Origin of the sequence: Gluconobacter roseus, assembly GCF_046058915.1 — a bacterium.
Taxonomy (GTDB): Bacteria; Pseudomonadota; Alphaproteobacteria; order Acetobacterales; family Acetobacteraceae; genus Gluconobacter; species Gluconobacter roseus_A.
In genome coordinates this window covers 1,693,359-1,716,650 of sequence record NZ_CP175538.1, presented here as the reverse complement: position 1 = coordinate 1,716,650, position 23,292 = coordinate 1,693,359, and the positions used below count along the sequence as shown (strand labels likewise).

The window sequence follows — 23,292 nt, the reverse complement described above, 5'->3', positions numbered from 1 at the left end:
TATGACGAAGGATCGCGGTTCGGACAAGCGCCCCTCAAGAAAGAAACCCGTATCGGAGCCCGATGGCTGGGTGCCGTCAAACCGGAACTGGACGCCACGGCGCTCGGGCACGAAGCAGATCGGGACATTCGTTCAGGGTCTGACGCAGCCTGTTTTCAAGAAGAAGCCGCCGGTTCTCGCACGCCTGATGATGGACTGGGTGGATTTCGTGGGTCCACGTCTGGCCAAGCAGACCGAGCCGCGACGGCTTTCTGCGGGGACGCTGACCCTGGCGTGTTCGGGACCGATCGCCATGGAATTGCAGCATCTGGCACCCCAGATTATTGAGCGCATCAACGTGGCCTGTGGGCTACGGGGGGAATATGGAATCGAGCGGCTCAAGATCGTTCAGGATCTGGTCGCGTTCGAACGGCCAACGCCGAAGCGTCCGAAACCGGTGCAGATCGAGGTGCCGGATATTGAGGACGAGGAGCTTCGTCTGGCGCTTGAAAACCTGGGTGGACATCTGGGCGCACGGCGCAAACGAAGGTGACGGAAGTGTTTCACGTGAAACAAGTTGTTTCGTCATGGGAAAGCCACCTTCCCACGCAATCTGATAATGCCGATATGGGAAAATGATCGGGCTTTCCCACAGGAGACTTGCCATGACCTTTGCACACAGACCCGCTGCCGCGCTGATGCTGGCACTGCTGGCGTCTTCGATTTCCCTTCCCGCCTTTGCCCAGCATGGCGGCGGAATGGGTGGTGGCGGTTTCCATGGTGGCGGGATGGGGCCCGGTGGCATGGGCGGCGGTGGTTTCCGTGGCGGACCCGGTGGCGGTGGCTACGGTGGACGTCCTGGCTGGGGTTTCCGCGGTGGCGGCTGGGGCGGTGGCTGGGGTGGCCCGCGCTTTGGTGGCTGGGGCTATCCGGGCTGGGGTGGCTGGAACGGCTGGGGTGGACCCGGCTGGTTCGGCTATGGCTGGGGTATGCCGGGCTGGGGCGGCGGCTGGGGCTGGGGCGGATGGGGCCTTGGTGTCGGTCTTGGCATGGCGGCCGGAATGGCTGTGGCCTCGCCTTATGGCTATGGCGGTTATGGTGGATACGGATATGCGCCGGGCTATGCTCCCGGTTATTACGCCGTACCGTCCTATTCCGGGGTGCCGCCTTACATTTGGGGATACTGATCGAAAAAAGCCGCCGGGGCCTAGGACTCCAGCGGCTTTTTCGTCTCTGGCGGGTCTGAAGCCCGGTCAGTCTGTTACAAAATCCTTCGCATGATAGCCCTGTGCGAAGAGATGCGCGCGCAGGCTGGCGAAGTTGATCTGTGTGGAAATGATGCGGCGCACATTGGGCTTGGCGTGGAAGGCCAGGCCCAGCCCGGCACTGGCGAGCATCGGGATGTCGTTTGCGCCATCGCCGGTCGTCAGGGCGGCGCGGAGCTGCACGCCGCGCTCTGACGTCAGGCGTTCGAGATGGTCGCGCTTGGCGTCGGGGCCGAGGATCGGGCCAGCGAGGCGACCGGTGATCCTGCCGTCTTCGATTTCCAGCGCATTGCCGTAATTTTCATCAAACCCGCAGAGCTCGGCCACGCGCTGGGTGAACCATGTGAAACCGCCTGAGACCAAGGCCGTGCTACCGTTATGTTTGCGCATGGTCTGGACGAGTTCCTTTGCGCCTTCCGTCAGGGTGACGGAATTCCAGACGTCTTCGAGAACCGATGCCGGCTTGCCTGCCAGCAGGGCCACGCGCTGTTCGAGGGCGGCGTCGAACTCCAGCTCACCATTCATCGACGCGCGGGTGATGGCGGCAACTTCCTCGCCACAGCCCAGAAGGTCTGCCAGTTCGTCCAGCGTTTCGCCGGTGACGATGGTGCTGTCCATGTCGGCGACGAGGACGGCCTTGCGACGGCCGCGGGTCTTCATCAGCAGCGCATCAACGCGGTAGGGGGCCAGTGTCGCACGGATGGTGGCGGCGCTGGCGGAGCCGGTGCGTGAGGGCGGGCAGGGAATGTCCACCGCTTCGCCCGGGGACAGGACGATCGGGGCATTACCCTTGACGAGGGTGCGGGCGATGTCGATCGCCTCGGGCTTGAGGGGACCGGATGTCCGGTCGGCGATGAGGGTCAGGACGGCAGGAAGGGACATGGGCTCTCGTAACGGTCCGGCACGTGTGGCAGGAGGGGGAATGAACGCCCCGAAGACTGTGACTGTTAAGACTGCGCTCATTGTGGCTGGCCCGACGTGCTCCGGCAAGTCGGCACTGGCGCTCGACCTTGCCCGGCGCTTTGAGGGCACGGTCATCAATGCGGATTCCATGCAGGTCTATCGTGATCTGCACATTCTGACGGCCAGGCCGGACGCGGCGGATGAAGCTGCTGTGCCGCACCGGCTTTACGGTATTCTGGATGCGGCCGTGCCGGGAAGTGTGGCCTGGTGGCGGTCCGAAGCGCTGCGGGAGATGGATGCGGCCTGGGTCGAAGGGACGGATGCCGATCCTGTGTGGCGGGACGGGCATGTATCTGCGGGCGCTGACGGATGGTCTGGTGGAAGTGCCGGACCCGGGAGATGCCGCGCGGACCGAGGCGCGGGGACTGGCGGAGGAAATCGGGCCGGAGGCGCTTCATGCGCGGCTGATGCAGGTTGATCCGGAGACGGCATCGGGTCTGCGTTCGAACGATACGCAGCGGATTTCGCGGGCCTGGGAGGTCTGGACGGGGACGGGGCATGGGCTGGCCTGGTGGCGGTCGCAGCCGGGTCTGCCGCCTGCGCCGTGCCGGTTCGTGTCCGTGCAGCTTGATCCTGAACGGGAAGGGCTGCGCCGGGCGATCGATTCCAGATTCGGGCAGATGCTGGAGGCCGGGGCTCTTGAAGAAGTGTCTTCTCTGCTGGCGCGGGAGCTCGATCCGGTTCTGCCTGCCATGCGTGCGCATGGGGTGCCCGAACTGGCGGCCGTTCTGCGGGGGAGGTCTCGCTTGAGGAAGCGCGGAAATCCGCCGTCCTGGCCATTGGACGCTATACGCGGCGGCAGGCGACCTGGTTCCGGCATCATGCGCTGGGGAAAGGTGATGACGGGATGATTTCGTTGCGTAGATATACCCATTCTGCGCAAGAATCGGAAAGTCAGTATGAAAAAATAGAGAACTTTATATCTGAACGAGTTGACGCCGACGCGCCGTCGTCCTAAATCCCGCCGCTCATACCTTGGGAGGAAACGGTGACGGCTGCTGAAAGAGACGCAGGAACAGGCAACGAGGCGCTGAATGGCGCGGAGGTGCTTCTGCGCGTTCTCGATGAAGAGGGTGTGGAGGTCATATTCGGATATCCGGGTGGGGCTGTCCTTCCGATTTACGATGCTCTCTTCAAGCAGGACCGAATTCGCCATGTGCTTGTCCGCCATGAGCAGGCTGCCGTTCATGCGGCAGAGGCCTATGCGCGTTCGACGGGCAAGGTGGGCGTGGTGCTGGTGACGTCGGGTCCGGGTGCGACCAATGCCGTGACCGGGCTGGTGGATGCGCTGATGGATTCCATCCCGCTCGTCTGCCTGTCGGGTCAGGTGCCGACCAAGCTGATCGGTAATGACGCGTTCCAGGAAGCCGATACGACGGGCATCACGCGCCCTGCGACCAAGCACAACTACCTCGTGCGGGAGCCGGGGACACTGGCGCAGACCGTGCGCGAGGCGTTCGAAGTTGCGCGTTCGGGTCGTCCGGGGCCGGTTCTGGTGGATCTGCCCAAGGACATCACGGTCGGCAAGGCGCCGCTGACGAAGCCTGCGCTGTCGCGGTTGCGGCGTCTGAGCCATCAGGGTGGCCCGGATGCGGAAGCGATCGCGCGGACCGTTGAGGCCATGAAGACGGCCAAGCGTCCGCTCTTCTATACGGGTGGTGGCATCATCAATTCCGGTCCGGAAGCGTCGGAGCTGCTGCGTCGTCTGGCGCGGAAGACCGGTTTCCCGGTCACGTCCACGTTGATGGGGCTGGGCGCGTTTCCGTCTCCCGATCCGCAGTTCCTGGGCATGCTGGGCATGCATGGTTCGGTCGAGGCCAACATGGCCACGCATGGCTGTGATCTGCTGATCGCGCTGGGCTCGCGCTTCGATGACCGTGTGACGGGGCGCGTGGATGCGTTCTCGCCCAATTCGTTCAAGGTGCATGCCGATATTGACCCGAGCCAGATCGACAAGATCGTGCCGGTGGATGTGCGGATCGAAGGCGATGTGCGCGATACGCTCGAGGCCCTGCTGGAAGCCTGGGGCGATACGCCGGCGCCGGATCTGTCCACCTGGTGGAACCAGATCGCCTCCTGGCGCAGCGTGGACGGCTTTGGTTTTACACAGGACATGGACCCGTCGGCCATCATCCGTCCGCAGCATGCTATCCGCCGTCTGTACGAGCTGGCGCAGGAAACGGGACGTGACACGTTCGTGTCCACCGAGGTCGGGCAGCATCAGATGTGGGCGGCCCAGCACTTCCAGTTCGACAAGCCGAACCGCTGGCTGACGTCGGGGGGGCTGGGGACGATGGGCTATGGTCTGCCGGCCGCCGTGGGCGCGCAGGTGGCCCATCCGGATGCGCTGGTGATCGACATCGCCGGTGAAGCCTCCACGCTCATGAATATCCAGGAACTGGGCACGATCGCGCAGTATCGCCTGCCGGTGAAGATCTTCATCCTGAACAACCACTATATGGGCATGGTCCGTCAGTGGCAGGAGCTGCTTCACGGGTCGCGCTATTCGCAGTCCTACAGCGAGGCACTGCCGGACTTCGTAAAGCTCGCTGAAGCCTTCCATGCGACCGGGATGCGGGCGACGCATGTGGGTGAGCTGGATGACGTGATCCGTCGGATGCTGGCGCATGATGGGCCGGTCGTGGCCGATATCTGCGTGGCGGAAGGCGAGAACTGCTATCCGATGATCCCGTCGGGTGCCGCGCACAACCAGATGCTGCTGGGTCCGGATCAGGATTCCGAAGCGGCGGGACTGACCGAAGAAGGGAAGATGCTGGTCTGATGACGGAGACTATCCAACATTCGGTCATCTCTGTTCTGATCGAGGACGAGAGTGGCGCGCTGGCCCGCGTGGTGGGCCTGTTTTCCGGCCGCGGCTACAACATCGAGAGCCTGACGGTGGCGCTGGTGGATGCGGAGCAGAAGCTCTCGCGCATCACCGTCCTGACATCGGGCACGCCGATGGTGATCCGGCAGATCAAGGCGCAGCTCAAGCGCCTGATCCCGGTGCATGATGTCTGTGACCTGACGGAAGAAGGCCCATATGTGGGCCGTGAGCTTGCGCTGGTGAAGATCGTCTCGTCCGGTGACCGCCGGACGGAGGCCCTGCGCATTGCGGATTTGTTCCGTGCGCGGCCTGTGGATACGACGGCCACGAGTTTCGTGTTCGAGCTGACGGGGTCTCCCGAGAAGATCGACGCGTTCATCGAGTTGATGCGCCCCCTTGGCCTGGCCGAGGTTTCGCGCACCGGGATTGCTGCCATCGGGCGGGGTCCTTCAGTGTTTCATCTTAAAAAGGAGCCTGTCTGATGCGGGTGTATTACGATCGCGATGCCGATCTGAATCTGATCAAGAGCAAGAAAGTCGCGATCATCGGCTATGGCAGCCAGGGTCACGCCCATGCCAACAACCTCAAGGACAGCGGCGTTTCCGACATCGTCATCGGCCTGCGTCCGACGTCTTCCGCCGTGAAGAAGGCTGAGGAAGCCGGTTTCAAGGTGATGGAGCCGGGTGAGGCTGCTGCCTGGGCCGATGTTGTCATGGTCCTGACGCCGGATGAAGGCCAGGGCGCGCTGTACAAGGAAAGCCTTGAGAAGAACCTGAAGCAGGGTGCTGCCCTGGCCTTCGCTCATGGTCTATCCATCCATTTCCGCATCATCGAAGCCCGTCCGGACCTGGACGTGTTCCTGATCGCGCCGAAGGGCCCGGGCCACACGGTCCGTTCCGAATACCTGCGTGGTGGTGGCGTGCCGTCCCTCGTGGCCGTGGCACAGAACGCTTCGGGCAATGCGCTTGAGATCGCCCTGTCCTACGCTTCGGCAAACGGTGGTGGCCGTGCGGGCATCATCGAGACGACCTTCAAGGAAGAAGTCGAAACCGATCTGTTCGGTGAGCAGGCTGTCCTGTGCGGTGGTCTCGTTGACCTGATCCGCGCCGGCTTCGAGACGCTGGTTGAAGGCGGTTATGCGCCGGAGATGGCCTATTTCGAGTGCCTGCACGAAATGAAGCTGATCGTGGACCTGATCTACGAAGGCGGCATTGCGAACATGAACTACTCCATCTCCAACACCGCCGAATACGGCGAGTATGTCACGGGTCCGCGCATCATCACGCCGGAAACGAAGGCCGAGATGAAGCGCGTTCTGACGGACATCCAGGACGGTACGTTCGTTCGCAACTTCATCCTTGAGAACCAGTCCGGCGGCGTTGGCTTCAAGGCCATCCGCGCCCGTAATGACGCTCACCCGATCGAAAAGACCGGTGAGAAGCTGCGTGCGATGATGCCGTGGATTGCCAAGGGCAAGCTGGTCGACAAGGCCAAGAACTGATCAGACGGATCTGAAGGGCCGGATTCGGCCCTTTGGAACCGGGAAGCCTCGGCTTCTTTCGGGCGTCGCGATTTCCGGGATTCGTTTCCCGGAGATCCGGCGCCCGAACTGTATCTGCCTTGGGATATTTAAGGCATTTCTGGATATGAGCCCTGTGTGCAGGAAAGGGAAAACCGCTTTCTCATGCAGTGGGAACATGGACCGGCGGAGATATGTGACATATTGGGGAATTACCCCATAAAGTGCTTGCATCAGGGGGGAGGGGCCGCTAACTAGCGCGCTTCCTGGCCCAAGGGGGCATTTTTGCCCAACAGGCTGTCTACTGGTTTGGGGGTACGTGATGAACGCACTTGCTCAACTGGGGATGGTATCGGGACTCCCGAGAGATATCCAGAACGGCGCAGCTCACCTCGTTGAGGAGGAGCGCAAGGATTACTTCATTGAGCGTGATGGCGAGCGTTTTGCTGGCAATCACCTGCTGATCGATTTCTGGGACGCCCGGAATCTCGATGATCCCATGCGGATCGATGAAACGCTGTGCGAAGCTGCGGTGGCGGCTGGCGCAACGATCCTGCACAGCCATTTTCACCACTTTACGCCCAATGGCGGCGTGTCCGGCGTGATCGTGTTGGCGGAAAGCCACATCTCGATCCATACGTGGCCGGAACGGAATTATGCGGCCGTGGACGTGTTCATGTGCGGTGCATGTGATCCGAACCTGTCGATCCCGGTGATGCAGCGCCTGTTCCAGGCCGGCCGGATCGAGGTCGATGCCGTGCGGCGTGGCCGCGTGCAGGACAAGGCTGCAAAAGCAGCCTGAACTGACGAAAGGACCGGGTAAAACCGGTCCTTTTCCAATACAATCCGACAAGGAAACGATGATCCATGGCTGAAACATGGCTCAACGAGACCCTGTACCCGGACTGGGGACAGCGCTTTCTCGTTACGCGTGAGCTCGCACGGGTAAAATCCGACTTCCAGGATGTGGTGGTGTTTGAAAGCTCCAGCCACGGCCGCGTGCTGGTTCTGGATGGTGTCATCCAGATCACCGAGCGTGACGAATTCGTTTATCAGGAAATGCTGACGCATGTGCCGCTGCTGGCGCATCCCTGTGCGAAGCGCGTGCTGATCATCGGTGCGGGCGATGGTGGCGTTCTGCGTCGCGTCCTGCAGCATGACACGGTCGAGAAGGCTGTCATGGTCGAGATCGACGGTGCGGTGATCGAGCTGTCCAAACAGTATCTACCGGACATTGCCGGGGATGCGTGGAACGATCCGCGGGCCGAGGTCATCGTTGGTGACGGCATCGACTATGTCGCCAAGGCGGCTGACGGTTCGTTCGACGTGATCATCGTCGACAGCACCGATCCGATCGGTGTGGGCGAAGTGCTGTTCACGGACGAATTCTACAGCAACTGCGCACGCATTCTTTCGGCTGAAGGGCTGATTGTGAACCAGTGCGGTGTGCCGTTTATGCAGGCGGATGAGCTGTATGAAACAAGCCTGCGTCGTGCGAAGTTCTTCCCGCATGTGGGTGCGTATGTGGCCGCTGTTCCGACCTATGTCGGTGGGTTCATGACGCTGGGTGTGGCCTCCAAGGGGCAGGCGCCGAACACGCAGACGGTCGAGCAGATCCGCACCCGTGCGGAAGCTGCGAAGATCCTGGGGACGACGCGCTACTGGACGCCGGAGATCCATGTCGGATCATTCAACCTGCCGCCCTATATTGCCGAGCATCTTCCGAAAACCGGAAAATGATCGTGTGCCTGCCTCTTCATTAAGGGGTAGGCAGTTACAGCTGGCTTTTCAAGCTGCTGTTGATCCGTTCCAGAAGTGTTACGAGAATGTCGCGTTCGAGGGGTGTAAACCCCTTGAGTGCTATGTCGGTTAAATGTTCCACAATAGGAACAATATTCCGACTTTTCCGCTGTCCGTCCGGTGTCAGTGTGACCAGTGTGCTGCGGCGGTCTGTCGGGTCTGGTTCGCACTGGATCAGGCCGTCGCGCTCCATCCGGGCGAGAAGTGTCGTCATGCCCGGCTGTTCGATATCCGCAAAATTCGCGAGGGCTTTCTGATTGAGGGTCTTTCCATCCTGCAAAGCCTGCAGCACGGGAAGCTGACCGATCCGGAGGCCTGTCTTTTTGAGTTCGCGTTCCAGTAGGAGCGTGAAGAGCCTAGTGTTGCGCGTGGTCAGGGCGCTCAGGGGAGAGGGGACGGTCATTCGGATTCGGGGGAACATGTGGATAGAATACATAACATGTTATGTATCGGAATAATGAAAAACCCGGAGGCCCTTTTCGGGCCTGACCGGGCTGGAAAAATCAGGGCTGCATCCGGGCCAGAGGCGCGACGCAGCGGTGTTCGCGATAGAGCGTCCATTCATCGCAGATCTGGTTCGGCGGGAACGTACAGGTGCCGGTTTCACCGCCAGCGGTCCGGACATCACCGTGACGGCCACCCTGCTGCGTGCAGTAGACGCTGGCGGGGTTGGGGATGCCGATCAGGCGCTGGCGCGGATTATGCTGCGGATGGGAGGCACAGGCGGAAACCGTGCCGCACAGAAGAGTAATGGTCAAAAGGCGTTTCATATTCGACAGATGCATTGTTCAGGGGGCTCTCTTCTTCAGGAAACGGACACTGCGTTCCTTGATTTCCAGGTCTTTTACAGCTTTTGCAAAGACCGCGAAATGCGGGGTCTTGAGGTGGGCCTCGAAGGCGGCGCGGTCGGTATAGACTTCCACGAGGATGACCGTGTCGGCTTCCGTTTCGGGGGACAGGACCGTGAAGCTGTGGCAGCCGGATTCGTCAGCCACGGAGCGCTCGCTGTCATAGGCGCAGGCTTCAAGGAATTTTTCGTAGGTTGCCGAAGTGGTTTCAAATTCGGCAATGACCGTCAGTTCACCAGCCATGACATTTTCCTTTGCGTGTTGCAGGGCAAAAGACCCAACGCATGAGCGTTCGTAACGATTGCGGAGTTTTTCGGAAACTGGCAGGATCGGGATGACCGACACGGGAGAGACCGGCCGTCAGGCTGGCGCCGAAGGAGCAACCGCCCCGGAAACTCTCAGGCCAAAGGACCGAGGCGGTCAGGACATTCTGGAGAGAGGTGCGCTGGACGCATCCGCCGACGGGATAGCGATCTCAGGCGAAAGGACAGAAGGGGCGACGTTTTTTCCGGTCCGTTTTGCGGGCGACCGGGGACGTCTGCATCTTCACGCCTTTAGATAGAATGGTTCGGGGCTTTCCATATGACTGATTCCCTCCAGCGTACTCCTCTTTATGATCTGAATCTGGAACTTGGCGCGAAAATGGTGCCGTTCGCGGGCTTTGAGATGCCGATCCAGTTCCCGGCCGGACTGATGACGGAGCATCTGCATACGCGTGAAAAGGCCGGTCTGTTTGATGTGTCTCACATGGGGCAGATCCGCATTGCCGCGAAGAGCGGGGACGTGAAGGACGCGGCTGCGGCTCTGGAGACGCTGGTTCCGGCTGATTTCGTCGGACTTGCCGCCGGGCGTCAGCGTTATGGACTGCTGACCAATGAGAAGGGCGGAATCCTGGATGACCTGATGGTCGCCAATATGGGCAAGGACCTGCTGGTTGTCGTCAATGCGGGCTGCAAGGTTCAGGATGCGGACCGGATCGAGAAGGCGTTGTCTGATCGCTGTGTCGTGACGCGTCAGTTCGACCGTGCGCTCATGGCGCTTCAGGGCCCGGCGGCGGAAGCGGCTCTGGTGTCACTCTGCCCGGCCGTGAAGGACATGCGCTTCATGGATGTGATCGAGACCGAGCTGGCCGGTGTTCCGGTAACGGTGTCGCGCTCCGGTTATACGGGCGAGGACGGGTTCGAGATCGGCTGTGCCGGCGCGGATGCCGAAAAGATTGCACGGGCGATCCTGGCGCAGCCGGATGTGCTGCCGATCGGTCTGGGCGCGCGGGATTCGCTGCGTCTTGAGGCCGGGCTGTGCCTGTATGGCAATGACATCGATGTCACGACCACGCCGGTTGAGGCGTCGCTGGGCTGGGCGATCCAGAAAGCGCGCCGTGAGGGCGGTGTGCGTGAGGGCGGCTATCCGGGTGCGGATGTCGTGCTGAAGCAGGCGCGCGATGGCGTAGAGCGCAAGCGCGTCGGGCTGGTTGCGGATGGCCGGGCTCCGGTGCGGGCGGGGGCGAAGCTCTTTGCCGATGCCGAGGGGCAGAAGGAAATCGGGGTGGTCACGTCTGGGGCATTTGGCCCGAGCGTGAAGGCTCCTGTTGCGATGGGATATGTCACGCCGGATCACGCGGCGGTGGATACGCCCGTCTTTGCGGAACTGCGGGGCAAGTATGTGCCGCTGCATGTGCGGGCGATGCCGTTCGTGGCACCCGGCTTCAAGCGCTGAACTTACAGTCGAACTTCAGATCAGGAAAAAGCAGCTATGACGACCTATTACACGAAGTCCCATGAATGGATCCGCGTCGATGGCGATCAGGGCACTGTCGGCATCACGGCACATGCCTCCGAAGAGCTGGGCGAACTGGTGTTCGTCGAAGCCAAGGACGAGGGCACGGAAGTTGCTGCCGGTGATGCGGCGGCTGTTGTCGAGTCCGTGAAGGCGGCGTCCGACATTTATGCGCCGGTTGCGGGCACGCTGGCCGGTTTCAATGACGCGCTGTCCGATGATCCGACGCTGGTGGGCAAGGATCCGGAAGGCGAGGGCTGGATTTTCCGCATGACGGTTGCCAACCCGGACGACCTCAAGGGCCTGCTGACGGCCGAACAGTACAAGAGCCTCTGAGGGGAGGCGGGGTCTGCGCTGGCAGGCCCCGTTTTTTCTTCAGCCCGCCACTGCTTTCATGAAATGCCAGAGAACCTGCCTGTGACGACCTTGTGGCCTGCCCAGACCGAAGATTTCAGCTCCCGCCATATCGGCCCGCGCCCTTCCGAAATCGGAGAGATGCTGCGTGTCGTGGGGGCTGCCAGCCTTGATGACCTGATCGACAAGACCATTCCGGCCGCCATTCTCGATCGCGGAGATCATGGGATTGGTGCTGCCCTGACCGAGCAGGATGCACTGGCGCGTCTGCGGCAGATCGCCTCGCGCAATCAGGTTCTGACGTCCATGATCGGGCAGGGCTATTACGATACGGTTCTGCCGCCGGTCATCCAGCGGAATATCCTGGAAAACCCGGCCTGGTACACGGCTTACACGCCATATCAGCCCGAAATCAGCCAGGGCCGTCTTGAGGCGCTGCTGAACTTCCAGACGCTGGTGGCGGATCTGACGGGGCTCGACATTGCCAATGCCTCCCTGCTGGACGAGAGCACAGCCTGTGCGGAAGCCATGGCGCTGGCGCAGCGTGTGGGCAAGTCGAAGGCGACGGCGTTCTTCGTGGATGCCGATACGCACCCGCAGACGATTGCCGTGATCCGCACGCGGGCCGAGCCGCTGGGCTGGGATGTTGTGGTCGGCGATCCGGAGACGGATCTGGATGCGTCCTCCGTGTTCGGCGCACTGCTGTCCTATCCCGGGTCTTCGGGGCAGGTGCGGGATCCACGCAAGGTGATCGCGGCACTGCATGAAAAGGGTGCGATTGCGGCTCTGGCCTGTGATCCGCTGGCTTTGGTGCTGCTGGAAAGCCCGGGCGCGCTGGGCGCGGATATCGCGATCGGTTCGATGCAGCGTTATGGCGTGCCGATGGGGGCTGGTGGTCCGCATGCGGCGTTCATGGCGACGCGCGATGCGTTCAAGCGGCACATGCCGGGGCGTCTGGTTGGTGTGTCGCGCGACAGCGCGGGCAAGCCGGCCTATCGTCTCGCACTTCAGACGCGCGAGCAGCATATCCGCCGTGAAAAGGCGACGTCCAACATCTGTACGGCGCAGGCCCTGCTGGCGATCATCGCGTCCATGTATGCGGTCTATCACGGTCCGGAAGGGCTGAAGGCCATTGCCGCGCGCACGCACCGGATGGCGGCGATCCTGTCCGCCGGGCTGAAGACGCTGGGTGCGACGGTCGAGACGGATGTATTCTTCGACACCATCACCGTTCAGGCTGGCGATGCTGCGCCGCAGGTTCTGGCGCGCGCTGTGGCTTCTGGCATCAATCTGCGTGATGCGGGGGATGGCCGGATCGGCATGTCCTGTGACGAGACCACGACGCCGGAGACGATCCGCGCAGTCTGGGCAGCGTTCGCGGGCGAAGGGGCGGATCTGTCGGCCATCGAGCAGGCGCTGGATGTGGCGGATGCGCTGCCGGAAGGCCTGTCGCGGACGGCACCGCTGCTGACGCATCCGGTGTTCCATGCGCACCGCTCCGAGACGGATCTGCTGCGCTACATGCGTGCGCTGGCGGACAAGGATCTGGCGCTGGACCGGACGATGATCCCGCTGGGTTCGTGCACGATGAAGCTCAATGCGACGGCGGAGATGATTCCCATCACCTGGCCGGAATTCGCGCGGATTCATCCGTTCGCACCTGCGGATCAGGTTCAGGGTTATGCTGAGCTGTTCGCCTATCTGGAGCGCACGCTGTGTGCGATTTCGGGGTATGACGCCGTGTCGCTTCAGCCGAATTCCGGCGCGCAGGGCGAATATGCCGGACTTCTGGCCATCCGGGGTTATCACCGCGCACGCGGTGATGAGAACCGCGACGTGTGTCTGATTCCGGCCTCCGCACACGGGACCAATCCGGCTTCGGCCCAGATGGTCGGGATGCGGGTTGTTGTCGTGGCCTGCGATGAGAACGGCAATGTCGATGTCGAGGATCTGAAGGCCAAGATCGCACAGCATGACGGGCGCGTGGCGGCCATCATGATCACCTATCCGTCCACGCATGGTGTGTTCGAGGAGCGGATCGTCGAGATCTGCGAGCTGGTTCATGCCGCGGGCGGGCAGGTCTATCTGGATGGCGCGAACCTTAATGCGCAGGTCGGGCTGGCGCGGCCGGGTCTGTATGGCGCCGATGTCTCGCACTTCAACCTGCACAAAACGTTCTGCATTCCGCATGGCGGCGGTGGGCCGGGCATGGGGCCGATCGGTGTGGGCAAGCACCTTGCGCCGTATCTGCCGGGACAGCATGGCATTACGGTGTCCGCAGCACCTTTCGGGTCGGCGTCCATTCTGCCGATCTCCGCGGCCTATATCATGATGATGGGCGACGAGGGGCTGCGTCAGGCGACGACGATGGCGATCCTGAATGCGAACTACATCGCCTCGCGTCTGGGTGAGCATTATCCGGTTCTGTATCGCGGGACGAACGGCTTTACGGCGCATGAATGCATCGTGGATCTGCGGCCGCTGAAGGATGCAGTCGGTGTGACAGTGGACGATATTGCCAAGCGTTTGATCGATCACGGGTTCCATGCGCCAACGGTCAGCTTCCCGGTGGCGGGGACGTTCATGATCGAGCCGACGGAATCCGAAGGCAAGGGTGAGCTGGACCGCTTCTGCGATGCGATGATCGCCATCCGTGCGGAAATTGCCGAGGTCGAAGCCGGGCGCGTCGGGATGGAAGACAGCCCGCTGCGCTTTGCGCCGCATACGACGGCGGATCTGGCGGGGGACTGGGAGCGTTCCTACAGCCGTGAGGCAGGATGTTTCCCTGGTGGTGTGGATACGGCGAAATACTGGTCGCCGGTCGGGCGTCTGGACAATGCCTGGGGGGACCGGAATCTTGTCTGTTCCTGCCCGGATATTTCGACCTACGTCGAAGGCTGAACGGGTTTTCCAGTCCGGTGTTTTGGCAAGGGCGTCTTCCTTCGGGGAGGCGCCTTTCTGCTGTCCGGTCCTTTCGGGTCGGATACCCGGCATGGGTTCTTTATCACAAAGGGGTGTGGTATGGTTTCACGTGAAACGCTGCCCGCCTGCATGAAAAACGGGGCAGGGCAGCTCTATCGGATATAAGGAGTTCCATCATGAGCCAGACGGTTCACATCACGGCTGTTGTCACGGTTCCTGCTGAACATGCTGCGGCTGCGGAACAGGCTTTTGCGGCCTGTGTTGTGGAATCCCGTAAGGAAGACGCATGCCGCCAGTATGTGATCAGCAGGGATATCGAAAAAGCTGGCCGGTTTGTGGCCAATGAGGTCTGGTCTTCGGAAGCCGGGTTTGAGGCCCATCTGGCTGCACCGCACTTCAAGGTTCTGGGCGATGCTCTTGCGAAGTGTGGTGCTCAGGCCGAAATCATGAAGGTCCAGCCGCTGGACGAGGCTGCTGACGCGGCCTGAAAAAGCTGTTTGCATTTCTGTGGGAATATGCCCTTTTTCGGGGAGCGACTGCTTTGCGGAGCAGCCTTTGAAAAACAGGAGACTCTTTATGGTTTCGGTGGTGACGTTCAAGGTTGATGGCATGTCCTGCCAGGGATGTTCTGGCAAGCTGCAGTCTGCGCTGTCCAATGTGTCGGGCGTTTCATCTGCGCAGGTGACGCTCGATCCGGCACAGGCTGCCATTCAGTATGATGAGCAGAAAGTAACGCCGATTGCGTTGCAGCATGTTGTGGAAGATGTCGGTTTCGACGTCATCGCCTGACTGACAGAAAGGGTCTGCGGCTTATCGACGATAATGTGGCAGACCCAGGCCCTTGATGAGGGCAATGGCCCGCAGAGTAAATCCTGCGGTAACGGCGAAGGCGGCCGCGGCTGTGGTATTCACGCCTGCTGCGGTGAGAGCAACATAGCTCCCTGACGCAAGAGCCACGGCCGTGACGTAAAGCTCCGGCCGGATGATGATGGACGGGACACCGGCCAGCACGTCCCGGAAAATACCCCCCATACACGCACTGACAATGCCCATCAGGGCTGCCGGGATCAGAGGGATCCCGTAGGCCAGCGCCTTGGCTGAGCCAAAGACGCCATAGGCTGCGATCCCCAAACCGTCGAACCATTCCACCGCGCGGGCCGGCCAGAAGCGGGCTGGCGTGAACCAGACGGCGATGGCCGAAAGCAGGCAGGCCGCGATCGGGACGGAGGTGTGCATCCAGAAGACGGGCGCACCGATCAGGAGGTCCCGTACGGTGCCGCCGCCGACGCCCGTGATGGCGGCAAAGAACATGAAGGTCACGATGGTCAGACGTGAGCGTGCGGCCTCGATGGCGCCAGAGATGGCGAAGACGATCGTGCCGGCGATGTCGAGGATCGGCAGGGCGGACGAGGAGAAGGCCTGAAGGGCGGGTGGGATCATCGGGCCGTCTTGAAGTGGGGTGTTGAAAACAGAAAAGCCCGGCACGAAGGCCGGGCTTTCCCTTGAGGTGATGTTCTGACCCGGCTCAGACCGAGTAGTACATCTCGAACTCTGCCGGATGCGGCGTGTGTTCGAACTTGTAGACTTCCGGCCACTTGATGTCGATGTAGCTTTCGATCTGATCCTTGGTGAAGACGCCGCCTTCGAGCAGGAAGGCATGGTCTTCCTTGAGGGCTTCGAGAGCTTCACGGAGCGAACCGCAGACCGTCGGGATCTGGGCCAGCTCTTCCTTCGGCAGTTCGTACAGATCCTTGTCCATGGCGTCGCCCGGGTGGATCTTGTTGCGGATGCCGTCGAGGCCGGCCATCAGCATGGCAGCGAAGGCGAGATACGGGTTGGCGGTCGGGTCCGGGAAACGGACTTCAACGCGCTTGGCCTTCGGGTTCGTCGCATGCGGGATACGGCAGGACGCCGAACGGTTCGCAGCGGAGTAAGCCAGAAGCACGGGGGCTTCGAAGCCCGGGATCAGGCGCTTGTAGGAGTTGGTGGACGGGTTCGTGAAGGCGTTCAGGGCCTTCGCGTGCTTGATGATGCCACCGATATAGTACAGCGCCTCGTCGGACAGATCGGCATACTTGTCACCAGCGAAGTTCGGCTTGCCGTCCTTCCAGATGGACTGGTGAACGTGCATGCCCGAACCGTTATCGCCCGCGATTGGCTTCGGCATGAAGGTGGCCGTCTTGCCGTAGGAATGGGCGACGTTGTGCACGCAGTACTTGTAGATCTGCATGAAGTCGGCGGACTTCACGAGCGTGTCGAACTTCGTGCCGAGCTCGTGCTGCGACTGTGCGACTTCGTGGTGATGCTTCTCGATTGGCAGGCCCATCTCGCCCATCGTGGAGAGCATTTCGGCGCGCAGATCGTTCTCGCTGTCTACCGGCGGGACCGGGAAGTAGCCGCCCTTGACGACAGGGCGATGGCCCATGTTGCCTTCTGGATAGGCCTTCAGGGAAGCGCCCGGGCCTTCGATGCTGTCGAGCTGGTACATGCCGAAGTTCGGGCCTGTGCCGAACTGCACGTTGTCGAAGATGAAGAACTCGGCTTCCGGACCGAAGAACGCCGTGTCACCGAAGCCGGCATCCTTGAGATAGGCTTCTGCGAGCTTGGCGGTCGAACGCGGGTCGCGGTTGTAGAAATTGCCCGTCTTCGGATCGATGATGTCGCAGAACAGGATCAGCTGCGGCTTGGCGGAGAACGGGTCCATGACGGCCGTTTCCGGATCCGGAAGCAGGACCATGTCGGACTCGTTGATGGCCTTCCAGCCCTGGATGGAAGAGCCGTCGAACATGAAGCCTTCAACGAAGGTGTCGTCTTCGATGGTCGAGACCGTCTGGGTCGTGTGGTGCCACTTGCCCTTGGGGTCCGTAAAGCGCAGATCGACGAATTCCGCCGCGTGCTCCTGGATCATCTCGAAGACGCGGGCAACGGCCTGCGGGTTCGGGGCGGGCGGCTTGCCAGCTGCTGCGGGAGCAGCCTTGGGGGCTGCGGCCTTCGAGGGACGGCGCGCCGGAGCGGCCTTCGGTTTCACGGTAGAGGAAGTGGGGGCTTTCTTGGCCATCGATCTGTCGCCTTGCATCGTGTAAACGGCTGCAAAACGATTAAGCGACAAATGCCCGTCTGTCGAGTACGGGAAATTACGCATTTTCGCGGATTTACGACGGAATCTTACGAATGCGAACAGGGTTTTACGGGCAGGTTCGGTGATCCCGGGGCGCGATCAGGGAGCAGAATCCGGTTCGGGACCATCCGGGACGCAGTTTGCCGTGAATATCGGTGTTGCGGAGGTTGGCAAGGCTTTGCAGCATTGCTCTGGCCTGCGATGGTAGCGCGCTTTCTGCCTTGTCGGATGTGGTGGAAATCAGTTCTGGGAATCATCAATGAAAACGCCGAACCAGTATCTTGCGGGTCTTCCAACAACCATCTTCACGATCATGTCACAACTGGCCGTGAAACATGGGGCGATCAATCTCGGGCAGGGTTTCCCGGATACCGAAGGTCCGCAGGATATCATTCAGGTTGCGGCCGAGGCGTTGCAGGATGGGCGGAACCAGTATGCGCCTCTGACCGGGCTGCCGGAACTGCGTGAGGCTGTGGCGGCATCCAACCGGCGTTTCTATGGTCTGGATGTGGATCCTGCGACGGAAGTTGTCGTGACGTCCGGTGCGACGGAGGCTCTGGCAGCGTGTCTGATGGCGGTTGTGGAGCCGGGTGACGAGGTGGTGGTGATCGAGCCGCTTTACGACACCTATCTGCCGGCGCTGAAGCTGCTGGGTGCGGTGCCGCGCTGTGTCAGGCTTGCACCGCCGCACTGGTCCCTGCCGGAGGCGGAGCTGCGGGCCGCGTTTGGGCCGAAGACGAAAGCGATCATGCTCAACTCGCCGATAAATCCTTCAGGCAAGGTTTTCGTTCGCGAAGAACTGAAACTGATTGCGGAACTGGTCCGGGAGCATGATGCCTATGCGATCTGCGATGAAGTCTATGAGCATCTGACGTTTCACGTGAAACACTTGCCATTGATGACACTTCCGGGGATGCGCGAGCGCTGCATGCGGATCGGAAGTGCAGGCAAAAGCTTCTCCCTGACGGGCTGGAAGGTCGGATATGTGACGGCGCCGGCAGCTCTGGCATCCGTGGTGGCGAAGGCGCATCAGGTTCTGGTCTTTGCCACCGCGCCGAATCTGCAACGCGCCGTGGCTTACGGCCTGAACAAGGATGACAGCTATTATCAGGCGCTCTCAGCCCAGATGGAGACGCAGCGCGATCTGCTTCGGGATGGGCTGGAACGGCTGGGCTTTGAGACGCTCCCAGCGGATGGCAGCTATTTCATCGTGGCGGATATTTCACGACATGCGCAGGGCCGGGGAGATGTCGAATTTGCCCGCTGGCTGATCGAACATGCGGGAGTGGCGACGATCCCTGTTTCAGCCTTCTATAATCCGGATGGCGAGACGCCTCCGCAGAACCTGATCCGGTTTGCCTTCTGCAAAAAGCCCGAGATCCTGCGTGAGGCCTTGAAACGGCTGGAAAAGGCCCTTTCTTAAAAGTCCTGCGCTGTGAGCCATTTCTTGTTCAATCTGTCTGCCGGGAAAGCCGGTCTGTTCTGTCTGGAGGTTTTCCATGTCTGTTGCTGCTGATGCTCTGGGCGCTCTTGCGACGACCGATGCTCTGTTTTTCGGGCGATCCGATTCAAAGCTGACCCGTGACGATGCCAAGGCGCTCGTCAATCGCGGGCTCGATGGTGTGGATGATGGCGAGCTCTTTCTGGAATACCGGGAAAACGAAAGCATCAGCCTGGATGACGGGACGATCCGGTCGGCCAGTTTCAATACGTCTTCGGGGTTTGGACTGCGGGCTGTTCTGGGGACGGAAACGGCTTTCGCGCATGCAGATGATATCAGCCGGGATGCTCTGGAACGTGCCGTCAGTACAGTTGGTGCCGTGCGGCAGGGGCGCAGTGGCATCATGGCGCCGGGCCCGCAGGCGACGAACCAGCGGCTATACGGCGATTCTCGCCCGCTTGAAGGCACGGACTTTGCAGCGCGTGCGGCGGTTCTGAGCGAGATCGACGCTTATGCGCGCGGTCTGGATTCCCGGGTGGTGCAGGTCAGTGCCGTACTCAGTTCCGAGTGGCAGGCTGTGCAGATCATGCGGCGCGCGGATTCAGGCGGCGATGTTGCGGATCTGCGACCTCTGGTGCGCATGAATGTATTGGTCGTTGTGGAGAAAGACGGGCAGCGGGAAAGCGGAAGCTGCGGCCTTGGTGGACGTTATGAACTGGACCGGCTTCTGGCTCCGGAAACATGGCGTGAGGCCGTGGACAAGTCCCTGAAGCAGGCCCTGATCACGCTGGAGGCCGCGCCTGCACCTGCGGGCGAAATGGATGTGGTACTTGGCCCAGGATGGCCGGGTATTCTACTGCATGAGGCCGTAGGACACGGTCTGGAAGGTGATTTTAATCGCAAAGGCACATCGTCCTTTTCCGGGATGATCGGCAAGCGGGTGGCGTCTCCAGGTGTGACGGTGATCGATGACGGAACGCTGCCGGAGCGTCGTGGTTCGCTGAGCATTGATGATGAAGGGACGCCGACGTCGCGGACGGTTCTCATTGAAGACGGGATTCTGACCGGCTATCTTCAGGATCGGCTGAATGCGCGTCTGATGGGAACGCATTCGACCGGGAATGGACGTCGGGAATCCTATGCCCACGCACCCATGCCGCGCATGACCAATACACTTATGCTGGAAGGCAGCGCCACAACGGAGGACATGATCCGCTCCATGAAGCGCGGGCTTTATGCCGTGAACTTTGGTGGCGGACAGGTCGATATCACGTCTGGCAAGTTCGTGTTCGCGGCTTCGGAAGCCTATCTGGTGGAAGATGGAAAGATTGTCCGCCCGGTGAAGGGTGCCACACTGATCGGAAATGGAGCGGACGCCATGAACCAGATTTCCATGATCGGTTCGGACGTGGCGCTTGATCCGGGGATTGGAACCTGTGGCAAGGCCGGACAGGGCGTACCGGTTGGTGTCGGGCAGCCGACGCTGAAAATTTCGGGTCTGACCGTGGGCGGGACGGGCTGAGATCCCGGCCGCCTCAGAAGGGGAAGGTTATCTGGAATGGGACATAATTACGCCAAGCCGCTGACGCCTGAGGTTCGGATGGAGCGGGTTTTTTCGCGTCTCCCAGGCGACTGGGCTGTGAGAATGGAACGCCAGAACGGAGAGGGCTGGTCAGTCTGGATGCAGCGTCCGGATGGGACGCAGCATCGTGTGACAGGACCTGTTCTGGTGGACGCTCTGGAAGAGGTCTGGCGCGCTCTGAGATAGGCAGCGTCAGAAGCTGTTATGGGTCGCAAGCATGAAGAAAATCCGATTGACAGCCGGATAGACCAGGAACTGGATCAGAAGCAGGACAACCATCGGGGCAAAATCCATACCGCCGGTATTGGGCAGGATGTTGCGGATCGGGGCCATCACGGGTTCGACGATCCGGGCCAGCGCGTTAAAGATGGAATAGAAAAAGCGGTTGCGGATATCCAGGATCCCGAAACCCAGCAGCATCGACAGGATGCAATAGGCCAGCAGAATCCATACAAAAGCCTGGATCAGCATCAGGATAATGGCGTGCAGGGCAACCATATGAAACCTCGTCGAATGTCGGAAGGGCAGCCGAAAGGCCGGTCGGAGAACGCTTGTAATCATAGCGATAGCACAGAACAACGTCCTGCGTGCAGGTCTGCTTGACAGCCTGCACGAAGAGGAGAACTATTGTCCTGCCGTGGGGCTGTAGCTCAGATGGGAGAGCGCCTCGTTCGCAATGAGGAGGTCAGGGGTTCGATTCCCCTCAGCTCCACCATGGTGGGCTTATTTTTATTGATAAACAGCCATTTTTTGAAAAATTACCTCTTCTGACCCACGTTAAAACCCATGTTTAATGCTGGGTTTTCGGGGGACGTCCGGGGATGTCGGGGGACGGAGTTTTCAGAAGCATTCTAATCCCCAGAGACTGACTAGAAGCCCTGCCGAACACAGCCTTAATTAGTCCTTCCTCCCTGTTGTGACTTCGTAACCCACTGAATTCAGCAAGTGTCCTGTGTCGATCAGGGGCTTGGATGCTGTCGTCATGTTCACCGTAGAGAGTTTTCCGCTCTTTTTTGTGGATCTAAGGCGATTTTCCACTGTGGATTCGGCAAGGGGCGGAGACTGAAGCGTTCTGATCTGTTCCTGAAGCTGGGCTACAATTTTCTCCGCAGCCATCTCCAGAGCCTTTTCTGGATCACCACGGGTCCGCTTGAGGCAGGCAGCAACAAGTGCACCCCATGCAGCCTGATTTTTGGCGATGGTCTGACGCATGAAGGGGCGGGGAGGAATACGATCCGTTCCGAATTCATTGAAGGCAGCCACCGCAGCGACAGGTGTACCGTCCGGATAAGGTTTTCCAGCAGAGCTTCCATTGCTGTAGGGATATGTGGCGCCTTCAAAAAAACCAACGTTCAGGTGGGGAAGCTCTTTGGTTTTGGCCAAGACACGGTTCAGTAACTGCTCCATGAGGCCTGCGGATGCGGCTTTTGCTGCGCCTTCCAGTTTTTTTTGAAGGCGATCCAAGCCTCGGATGAATGATTTCGCCATGAGCTTAACTCCTGCGCCGTGGAGTTGCCCCGTGAAGGGGAGAGTCTTCCTCAACAGGCTGGAGCAAGGCGGGAGCCCGATCCATACCAAGGGACTGAGCGTTTTTCTGTTGGCAGACATTGCTGAACATTGCTCTGGCAGCATCAAAGGGTGCTTCATCCACAGCAACCCCCATTATTCTCAGGCCAGCGCAATAAAGCCCGGCCGACGTGCCGTAGTTCAGAACGTCATTCCCAAGGAGCGGTCGTAGCTCTTCGACAGCACGCCGGTAATCGCGCATTCCAAGGCAGGCACGGATTGCTGCATCCTGGGCAATGGATTGATCGCCCAGAACGATCTTTTTAGCCCGCTCATATTCGTCGGGGGTCAAATCATCTTCCAAAAGTCCCAGGAGGGTGGTCGTACGGAGAGCCAGTTCAGGGGAATCTTTCCCTTCGGATCCTCTCGTAGATACACAGGTTTCAATGGCATCCCGGATCTCTGGCGCATGTTCTGTGGACATCCGTGGATGTAGAAATCTCTCAAGCGTATCGCGTGTCGCCTGTTTCATTGATCGTCTCTTTATTTATTTGCGGGGGAGATGTGCGGCGGAAGATGAAGGGTCTTCCACCGTCTTGCCATCGCGGGACTGAGCATGAATGCCCCCATGGCTCGTTGGTGTTTATGACCGCCACTTACCAACTTGGCGGATCGTTTTACTTGGCAGAGAACAGGCTACGCTTTGGCTTCGTGACCTTGGTTTCTATGGGCATGGGTTTTGAGGCATCAGCGCCTGGAAGCAACGTCTGAGCATCACTGGAAAGACCGGAAAAAGCCTTTGTCCAGGATGTAAGAATTTCTTGGTCGGCCAACTGTCTCATGCGAAGCACCACACTACGATCGCCGTTCTTTGCAGGATCGAACTTGCAGTCAGTATGATGATAAAAACCAGCATCTGACAGCGTGCCTAGAACGGCATAACAGGTAATCAATTCCTGTTCGTGCTGACGTGTCTTCTCGACCAAAGAAGCCCATTCAGGGCTATCCTGAATGACACGTGCTGCAGCCTGTATGGTCGCGGTTTTGGCAAACCCTAGTGTCGCCTCAGCATCAGGCACACGAGAGCTCAATTCAGTCATTGTCCGCTTTGCTGCTTCCAGTTCATCGCGTGCCGCCGCCAATGCATAGCGCCGCTCACTGGCCTTGGAGAGCACGGGAGGACGACCTTCCCGGGCTGCTGCAATCAATTCGTCAGGGTCAGTCTCGCGGGCTTTTGCAAGGGCCTCTTCAGCCGCGGTAATAGCGTCCCTGCATTCCCGGCAACGTGTTCGCGCCGTATCCATGGCAGCCCGGGTGGCTCTCTGCTCCTCACGGGCAGCGTGTTCTGCGGCGATACTGTCCGCAAGGTACTGGCGTGCGTTTTCCATTATG

General features: G+C 60.4%; 25 protein-coding genes, 1 tRNA gene, 1 pseudogene and 1 riboswitch. Of the genes and pseudogenes, 17 read left to right on the top strand and 10 right to left on the bottom strand.

Annotation, left to right across the window (positions count from 1 at the left end; translation table 11 throughout):
• Position 1: 1 nt before the first annotated feature.
• Together ACJ2A4_RS08025 and ACJ2A4_RS08020 are read left to right on the top strand one after the other, a co-directional pair.
• On the top strand, positions 2-532 hold the full coding sequence (locus ACJ2A4_RS08025) for a DUF721 domain-containing protein (protein ID WP_408874130.1): 531 nt from the start codon (positions 2-4) through the stop codon (positions 530-532).
• A gap of 112 nt (positions 533-644) precedes the next feature.
• Entirely contained in the window at positions 645-1,166 is a 522-nt protein-coding gene (locus tag ACJ2A4_RS08020; RefSeq protein WP_408872422.1) for a hypothetical protein, read from the top strand.
• A gap of 66 nt (positions 1,167-1,232) precedes the next feature.
• Here ACJ2A4_RS08020 and serB read toward each other — a convergent pair whose 3' ends face one another.
• Positions 1,233-2,126 carry a phosphoserine phosphatase SerB gene (gene serB, locus ACJ2A4_RS08015; RefSeq protein WP_408872421.1) on the bottom strand — a complete coding sequence of 298 codons (894 nt, stop codon included), beginning with the start codon at positions 2,124-2,126 and terminating at the stop codon, positions 1,233-1,235.
• A 40-nt stretch (positions 2,127-2,166) separates the two neighbouring features.
• On the opposite strand from serB, the pseudogene miaA reads away from it, so the two are divergent.
• The 6 genes and pseudogenes from miaA to speE all read left to right on the top strand — a co-directional run bounded on the left by miaA (position 2,167) and on the right by speE (position 8,293).
• A pseudogene (gene miaA, locus ACJ2A4_RS08010) lies at positions 2,167-3,165 on the top strand (tRNA (adenosine(37)-N6)-dimethylallyltransferase MiaA).
• Between the two features lie 30 nt (positions 3,166-3,195).
• Positions 3,196-4,989: a biosynthetic-type acetolactate synthase large subunit gene (ilvB, locus tag ACJ2A4_RS08005; protein ID WP_408872420.1), complete on the top strand. Its 1,794-nt coding sequence runs from the start codon at positions 3,196-3,198 to the stop codon at positions 4,987-4,989.
• Positions 4,989-5,516, top strand: coding sequence for an acetolactate synthase small subunit (ilvN, locus tag ACJ2A4_RS08000; RefSeq protein ID WP_408872419.1), 528 nt, complete (start codon positions 4,989-4,991; stop codon positions 5,514-5,516). Before ilvB ends, ilvN begins: the two co-directional genes overlap by 1 nt.
• Positions 5,516-6,535, top strand: a complete 1,020-nt coding sequence (gene ilvC, locus ACJ2A4_RS07995; protein ID WP_062510693.1) for a ketol-acid reductoisomerase — start codon at positions 5,516-5,518, stop codon at positions 6,533-6,535. The genes ilvN and ilvC overlap by 1 nt, the downstream gene beginning before the upstream one ends.
• A gap of 340 nt (positions 6,536-6,875) precedes the next feature.
• Entirely contained in the window at positions 6,876-7,355 is a 480-nt protein-coding gene (gene speD, locus ACJ2A4_RS07990; protein WP_408872418.1) for an adenosylmethionine decarboxylase, read from the top strand.
• Positions 7,356-7,420: 65 nt separating this feature from the next.
• Complete coding sequence (gene speE, locus ACJ2A4_RS07985) at positions 7,421-8,293, top strand: polyamine aminopropyltransferase (protein ID WP_011252652.1); 873 nt, start codon at positions 7,421-7,423, stop codon at positions 8,291-8,293.
• Positions 8,294-8,327: 34 nt separating this feature from the next.
• Here speE and ACJ2A4_RS07980 read toward each other — a convergent pair whose 3' ends face one another.
• The 3 genes from ACJ2A4_RS07980 to ACJ2A4_RS07970 all read right to left on the bottom strand — a co-directional run bounded on the left by ACJ2A4_RS07980 (position 8,328) and on the right by ACJ2A4_RS07970 (position 9,444).
• Positions 8,328-8,756: a MarR family winged helix-turn-helix transcriptional regulator gene (locus ACJ2A4_RS07980; RefSeq protein ID WP_408872417.1), complete on the bottom strand. Its 429-nt coding sequence runs from the start codon at positions 8,754-8,756 to the stop codon at positions 8,328-8,330.
• A gap of 100 nt (positions 8,757-8,856) precedes the next feature.
• The gene (locus ACJ2A4_RS07975) at positions 8,857-9,111 is read right to left on the bottom strand and encodes a DUF333 domain-containing protein (protein ID WP_408872416.1); all 255 of its coding nucleotides are present in this window, start codon (positions 9,109-9,111) and stop codon (positions 8,857-8,859) included.
• Positions 9,112-9,141: 30 nt separating this feature from the next.
• Positions 9,142-9,444: a putative quinol monooxygenase gene (locus ACJ2A4_RS07970; protein ID WP_194259353.1), complete on the bottom strand. Its 303-nt coding sequence runs from the start codon at positions 9,442-9,444 to the stop codon at positions 9,142-9,144.
• Positions 9,445-9,535: 91 nt separating this feature from the next.
• A riboswitch (glycine riboswitch) is annotated at positions 9,536-9,625 on the top strand.
• Between the two features lie 158 nt (positions 9,626-9,783).
• On the opposite strand from ACJ2A4_RS07970, the gene gcvT reads away from it, so the two are divergent.
• From gcvT to ACJ2A4_RS07945, 5 genes are all read left to right on the top strand, one after another.
• Positions 9,784-10,917, top strand: coding sequence for a glycine cleavage system aminomethyltransferase GcvT (gene gcvT, locus ACJ2A4_RS07965; protein ID WP_408872415.1), 1,134 nt, complete (start codon positions 9,784-9,786; stop codon positions 10,915-10,917).
• A 36-nt stretch (positions 10,918-10,953) separates the two neighbouring features.
• Positions 10,954-11,313, top strand: a complete 360-nt coding sequence (gene gcvH, locus ACJ2A4_RS07960; protein WP_062455063.1) for a glycine cleavage system protein GcvH — start codon at positions 10,954-10,956, stop codon at positions 11,311-11,313.
• A 63-nt stretch (positions 11,314-11,376) separates the two neighbouring features.
• On the top strand, positions 11,377-14,232 hold the full coding sequence (gene gcvP, locus ACJ2A4_RS07955; protein WP_408872414.1) for an aminomethyl-transferring glycine dehydrogenase: 2,856 nt from the start codon (positions 11,377-11,379) through the stop codon (positions 14,230-14,232).
• A 197-nt stretch (positions 14,233-14,429) separates the two neighbouring features.
• Positions 14,430-14,741, top strand: coding sequence for a putative quinol monooxygenase (locus ACJ2A4_RS07950; protein ID WP_408872413.1), 312 nt, complete (start codon positions 14,430-14,432; stop codon positions 14,739-14,741).
• 88 nt (positions 14,742-14,829) lie between these two features.
• Entirely contained in the window at positions 14,830-15,042 is a 213-nt protein-coding gene (locus tag ACJ2A4_RS07945; protein ID WP_408872412.1) for a heavy-metal-associated domain-containing protein, read from the top strand.
• A gap of 21 nt (positions 15,043-15,063) precedes the next feature.
• On the opposite strand, the gene ACJ2A4_RS07940 is transcribed toward ACJ2A4_RS07945, so the two are convergent.
• Entirely contained in the window at positions 15,064-15,693 is a 630-nt protein-coding gene (locus tag ACJ2A4_RS07940; RefSeq protein WP_408872411.1) for a trimeric intracellular cation channel family protein, read from the bottom strand.
• Between the two features lie 85 nt (positions 15,694-15,778).
• The gene (gene glnA, locus ACJ2A4_RS07935) at positions 15,779-17,161 is read right to left on the bottom strand and encodes a type I glutamate--ammonia ligase (RefSeq protein WP_408874129.1); all 1,383 of its coding nucleotides are present in this window, start codon (positions 17,159-17,161) and stop codon (positions 15,779-15,781) included.
• 469 nt (positions 17,162-17,630) lie between these two features.
• On the opposite strand from glnA, the gene ACJ2A4_RS07930 reads away from it, so the two are divergent.
• The 3 genes from ACJ2A4_RS07930 (at position 17,631) to ACJ2A4_RS07920 (ending at position 20,580) form a co-directional block, all read left to right on the top strand.
• Positions 17,631-18,794, top strand: coding sequence for an aminotransferase (locus tag ACJ2A4_RS07930; protein ID WP_408872410.1), 1,164 nt, complete (start codon positions 17,631-17,633; stop codon positions 18,792-18,794).
• A 76-nt stretch (positions 18,795-18,870) separates the two neighbouring features.
• Positions 18,871-20,334, top strand: coding sequence for a metalloprotease TldD (tldD, locus tag ACJ2A4_RS07925; protein WP_408872409.1), 1,464 nt, complete (start codon positions 18,871-18,873; stop codon positions 20,332-20,334).
• A 36-nt stretch (positions 20,335-20,370) separates the two neighbouring features.
• Positions 20,371-20,580, top strand: coding sequence for a hypothetical protein (locus ACJ2A4_RS07920; RefSeq protein ID WP_408872408.1), 210 nt, complete (start codon positions 20,371-20,373; stop codon positions 20,578-20,580).
• A gap of 6 nt (positions 20,581-20,586) precedes the next feature.
• Here ACJ2A4_RS07920 and ACJ2A4_RS07915 read toward each other — a convergent pair whose 3' ends face one another.
• On the bottom strand, positions 20,587-20,892 hold the full coding sequence (locus tag ACJ2A4_RS07915) for a YggT family protein (RefSeq protein ID WP_194259345.1): 306 nt from the start codon (positions 20,890-20,892) through the stop codon (positions 20,587-20,589).
• A gap of 141 nt (positions 20,893-21,033) precedes the next feature.
• Here ACJ2A4_RS07915 and ACJ2A4_RS07910 point away from each other — a divergent pair.
• Positions 21,034-21,109, top strand: a tRNA-Ala gene (locus ACJ2A4_RS07910).
• A 182-nt stretch (positions 21,110-21,291) separates the two neighbouring features.
• On the opposite strand, the gene ACJ2A4_RS07905 is transcribed toward ACJ2A4_RS07910, so the two are convergent.
• The 3 genes from ACJ2A4_RS07905 to ACJ2A4_RS07895 all read right to left on the bottom strand — a co-directional run bounded on the left by ACJ2A4_RS07905 (position 21,292) and on the right by ACJ2A4_RS07895 (position 23,288).
• Positions 21,292-21,882 carry a hypothetical protein gene (locus ACJ2A4_RS07905; protein WP_408872407.1) on the bottom strand — a complete coding sequence of 197 codons (591 nt, stop codon included), beginning with the start codon at positions 21,880-21,882 and terminating at the stop codon, positions 21,292-21,294.
• 4 nt (positions 21,883-21,886) lie between these two features.
• Entirely contained in the window at positions 21,887-22,432 is a 546-nt protein-coding gene (locus ACJ2A4_RS07900; RefSeq protein ID WP_408872406.1) for a hypothetical protein, read from the bottom strand.
• Between the two features lie 145 nt (positions 22,433-22,577).
• A complete protein-coding gene (locus ACJ2A4_RS07895; RefSeq protein ID WP_408872405.1) occupies positions 22,578-23,288 on the bottom strand; it encodes a hypothetical protein in 711 nt (236 codons plus the stop codon).
• Positions 23,289-23,292 lie beyond the last annotated feature (4 nt).

Bases quoted from the DNA above. Each gene is read 5' to 3' on its own strand.
- ilvN (WP_408872419.1), top strand. From the start codon at position 4,989: ATGACGGAGACTATCCAACATTCGGTCATCTCTGTTCTGATCGAGGAC.
- ACJ2A4_RS07900 (WP_408872406.1), bottom strand. From the start codon at position 22,432: ATGAAACAGGCGACACGCGATACGCTTGAGAGATTTCTACATCCACGG.
- ACJ2A4_RS08020 (WP_408872422.1), top strand. From the start codon at position 645: ATGACCTTTGCACACAGACCCGCTGCCGCGCTGATGCTGGCACTGCTG.
- tldD (WP_408872409.1), top strand. From the start codon at position 18,871: ATGTCTGTTGCTGCTGATGCTCTGGGCGCTCTTGCGACGACCGATGCT.
- ACJ2A4_RS07980 (WP_408872417.1), bottom strand. From the start codon at position 8,756: ATGACCGTCCCCTCTCCCCTGAGCGCCCTGACCACGCGCAACACTAGG.
- gcvH (WP_062455063.1), top strand. From the start codon at position 10,954: ATGACGACCTATTACACGAAGTCCCATGAATGGATCCGCGTCGATGGC.
- ACJ2A4_RS07950 (WP_408872413.1), top strand. From the start codon at position 14,430: ATGAGCCAGACGGTTCACATCACGGCTGTTGTCACGGTTCCTGCTGAA.
- ACJ2A4_RS07895 (WP_408872405.1), bottom strand. From the start codon at position 23,288: ATGGAAAACGCACGCCAGTACCTTGCGGACAGTATCGCCGCAGAACAC.
- serB (WP_408872421.1), bottom strand. From the start codon at position 2,126: ATGTCCCTTCCTGCCGTCCTGACCCTCATCGCCGACCGGACATCCGGT.
- ACJ2A4_RS07930 (WP_408872410.1), top strand. From the start codon at position 17,631: ATGAAAACGCCGAACCAGTATCTTGCGGGTCTTCCAACAACCATCTTC.
- ACJ2A4_RS07920 (WP_408872408.1), top strand. From the start codon at position 20,371: ATGGGACATAATTACGCCAAGCCGCTGACGCCTGAGGTTCGGATGGAG.
- gcvP (WP_408872414.1), top strand. From the start codon at position 11,377: ATGCCAGAGAACCTGCCTGTGACGACCTTGTGGCCTGCCCAGACCGAA.
- ACJ2A4_RS08025 (WP_408874130.1), top strand. From the start codon at position 2: ATGACGAAGGATCGCGGTTCGGACAAGCGCCCCTCAAGAAAGAAACCC.
- speE (WP_011252652.1), top strand. From the start codon at position 7,421: ATGGCTGAAACATGGCTCAACGAGACCCTGTACCCGGACTGGGGACAG.
- ilvC (WP_062510693.1), top strand. From the start codon at position 5,516: ATGCGGGTGTATTACGATCGCGATGCCGATCTGAATCTGATCAAGAGC.
- gcvT (WP_408872415.1), top strand. From the start codon at position 9,784: ATGACTGATTCCCTCCAGCGTACTCCTCTTTATGATCTGAATCTGGAA.
- ACJ2A4_RS07945 (WP_408872412.1), top strand. From the start codon at position 14,830: ATGGTTTCGGTGGTGACGTTCAAGGTTGATGGCATGTCCTGCCAGGGA.
- ACJ2A4_RS07940 (WP_408872411.1), bottom strand. From the start codon at position 15,693: ATGATCCCACCCGCCCTTCAGGCCTTCTCCTCGTCCGCCCTGCCGATC.
- ACJ2A4_RS07970 (WP_194259353.1), bottom strand. From the start codon at position 9,444: ATGGCTGGTGAACTGACGGTCATTGCCGAATTTGAAACCACTTCGGCA.
- ACJ2A4_RS07905 (WP_408872407.1), bottom strand. From the start codon at position 21,882: ATGGCGAAATCATTCATCCGAGGCTTGGATCGCCTTCAAAAAAAACTG.
- speD (WP_408872418.1), top strand. From the start codon at position 6,876: ATGAACGCACTTGCTCAACTGGGGATGGTATCGGGACTCCCGAGAGAT.
- ACJ2A4_RS07915 (WP_194259345.1), bottom strand. From the start codon at position 20,892: ATGGTTGCCCTGCACGCCATTATCCTGATGCTGATCCAGGCTTTTGTA.
- glnA (WP_408874129.1), bottom strand. From the start codon at position 17,161: ATGATCCAGGAGCACGCGGCGGAATTCGTCGATCTGCGCTTTACGGAC.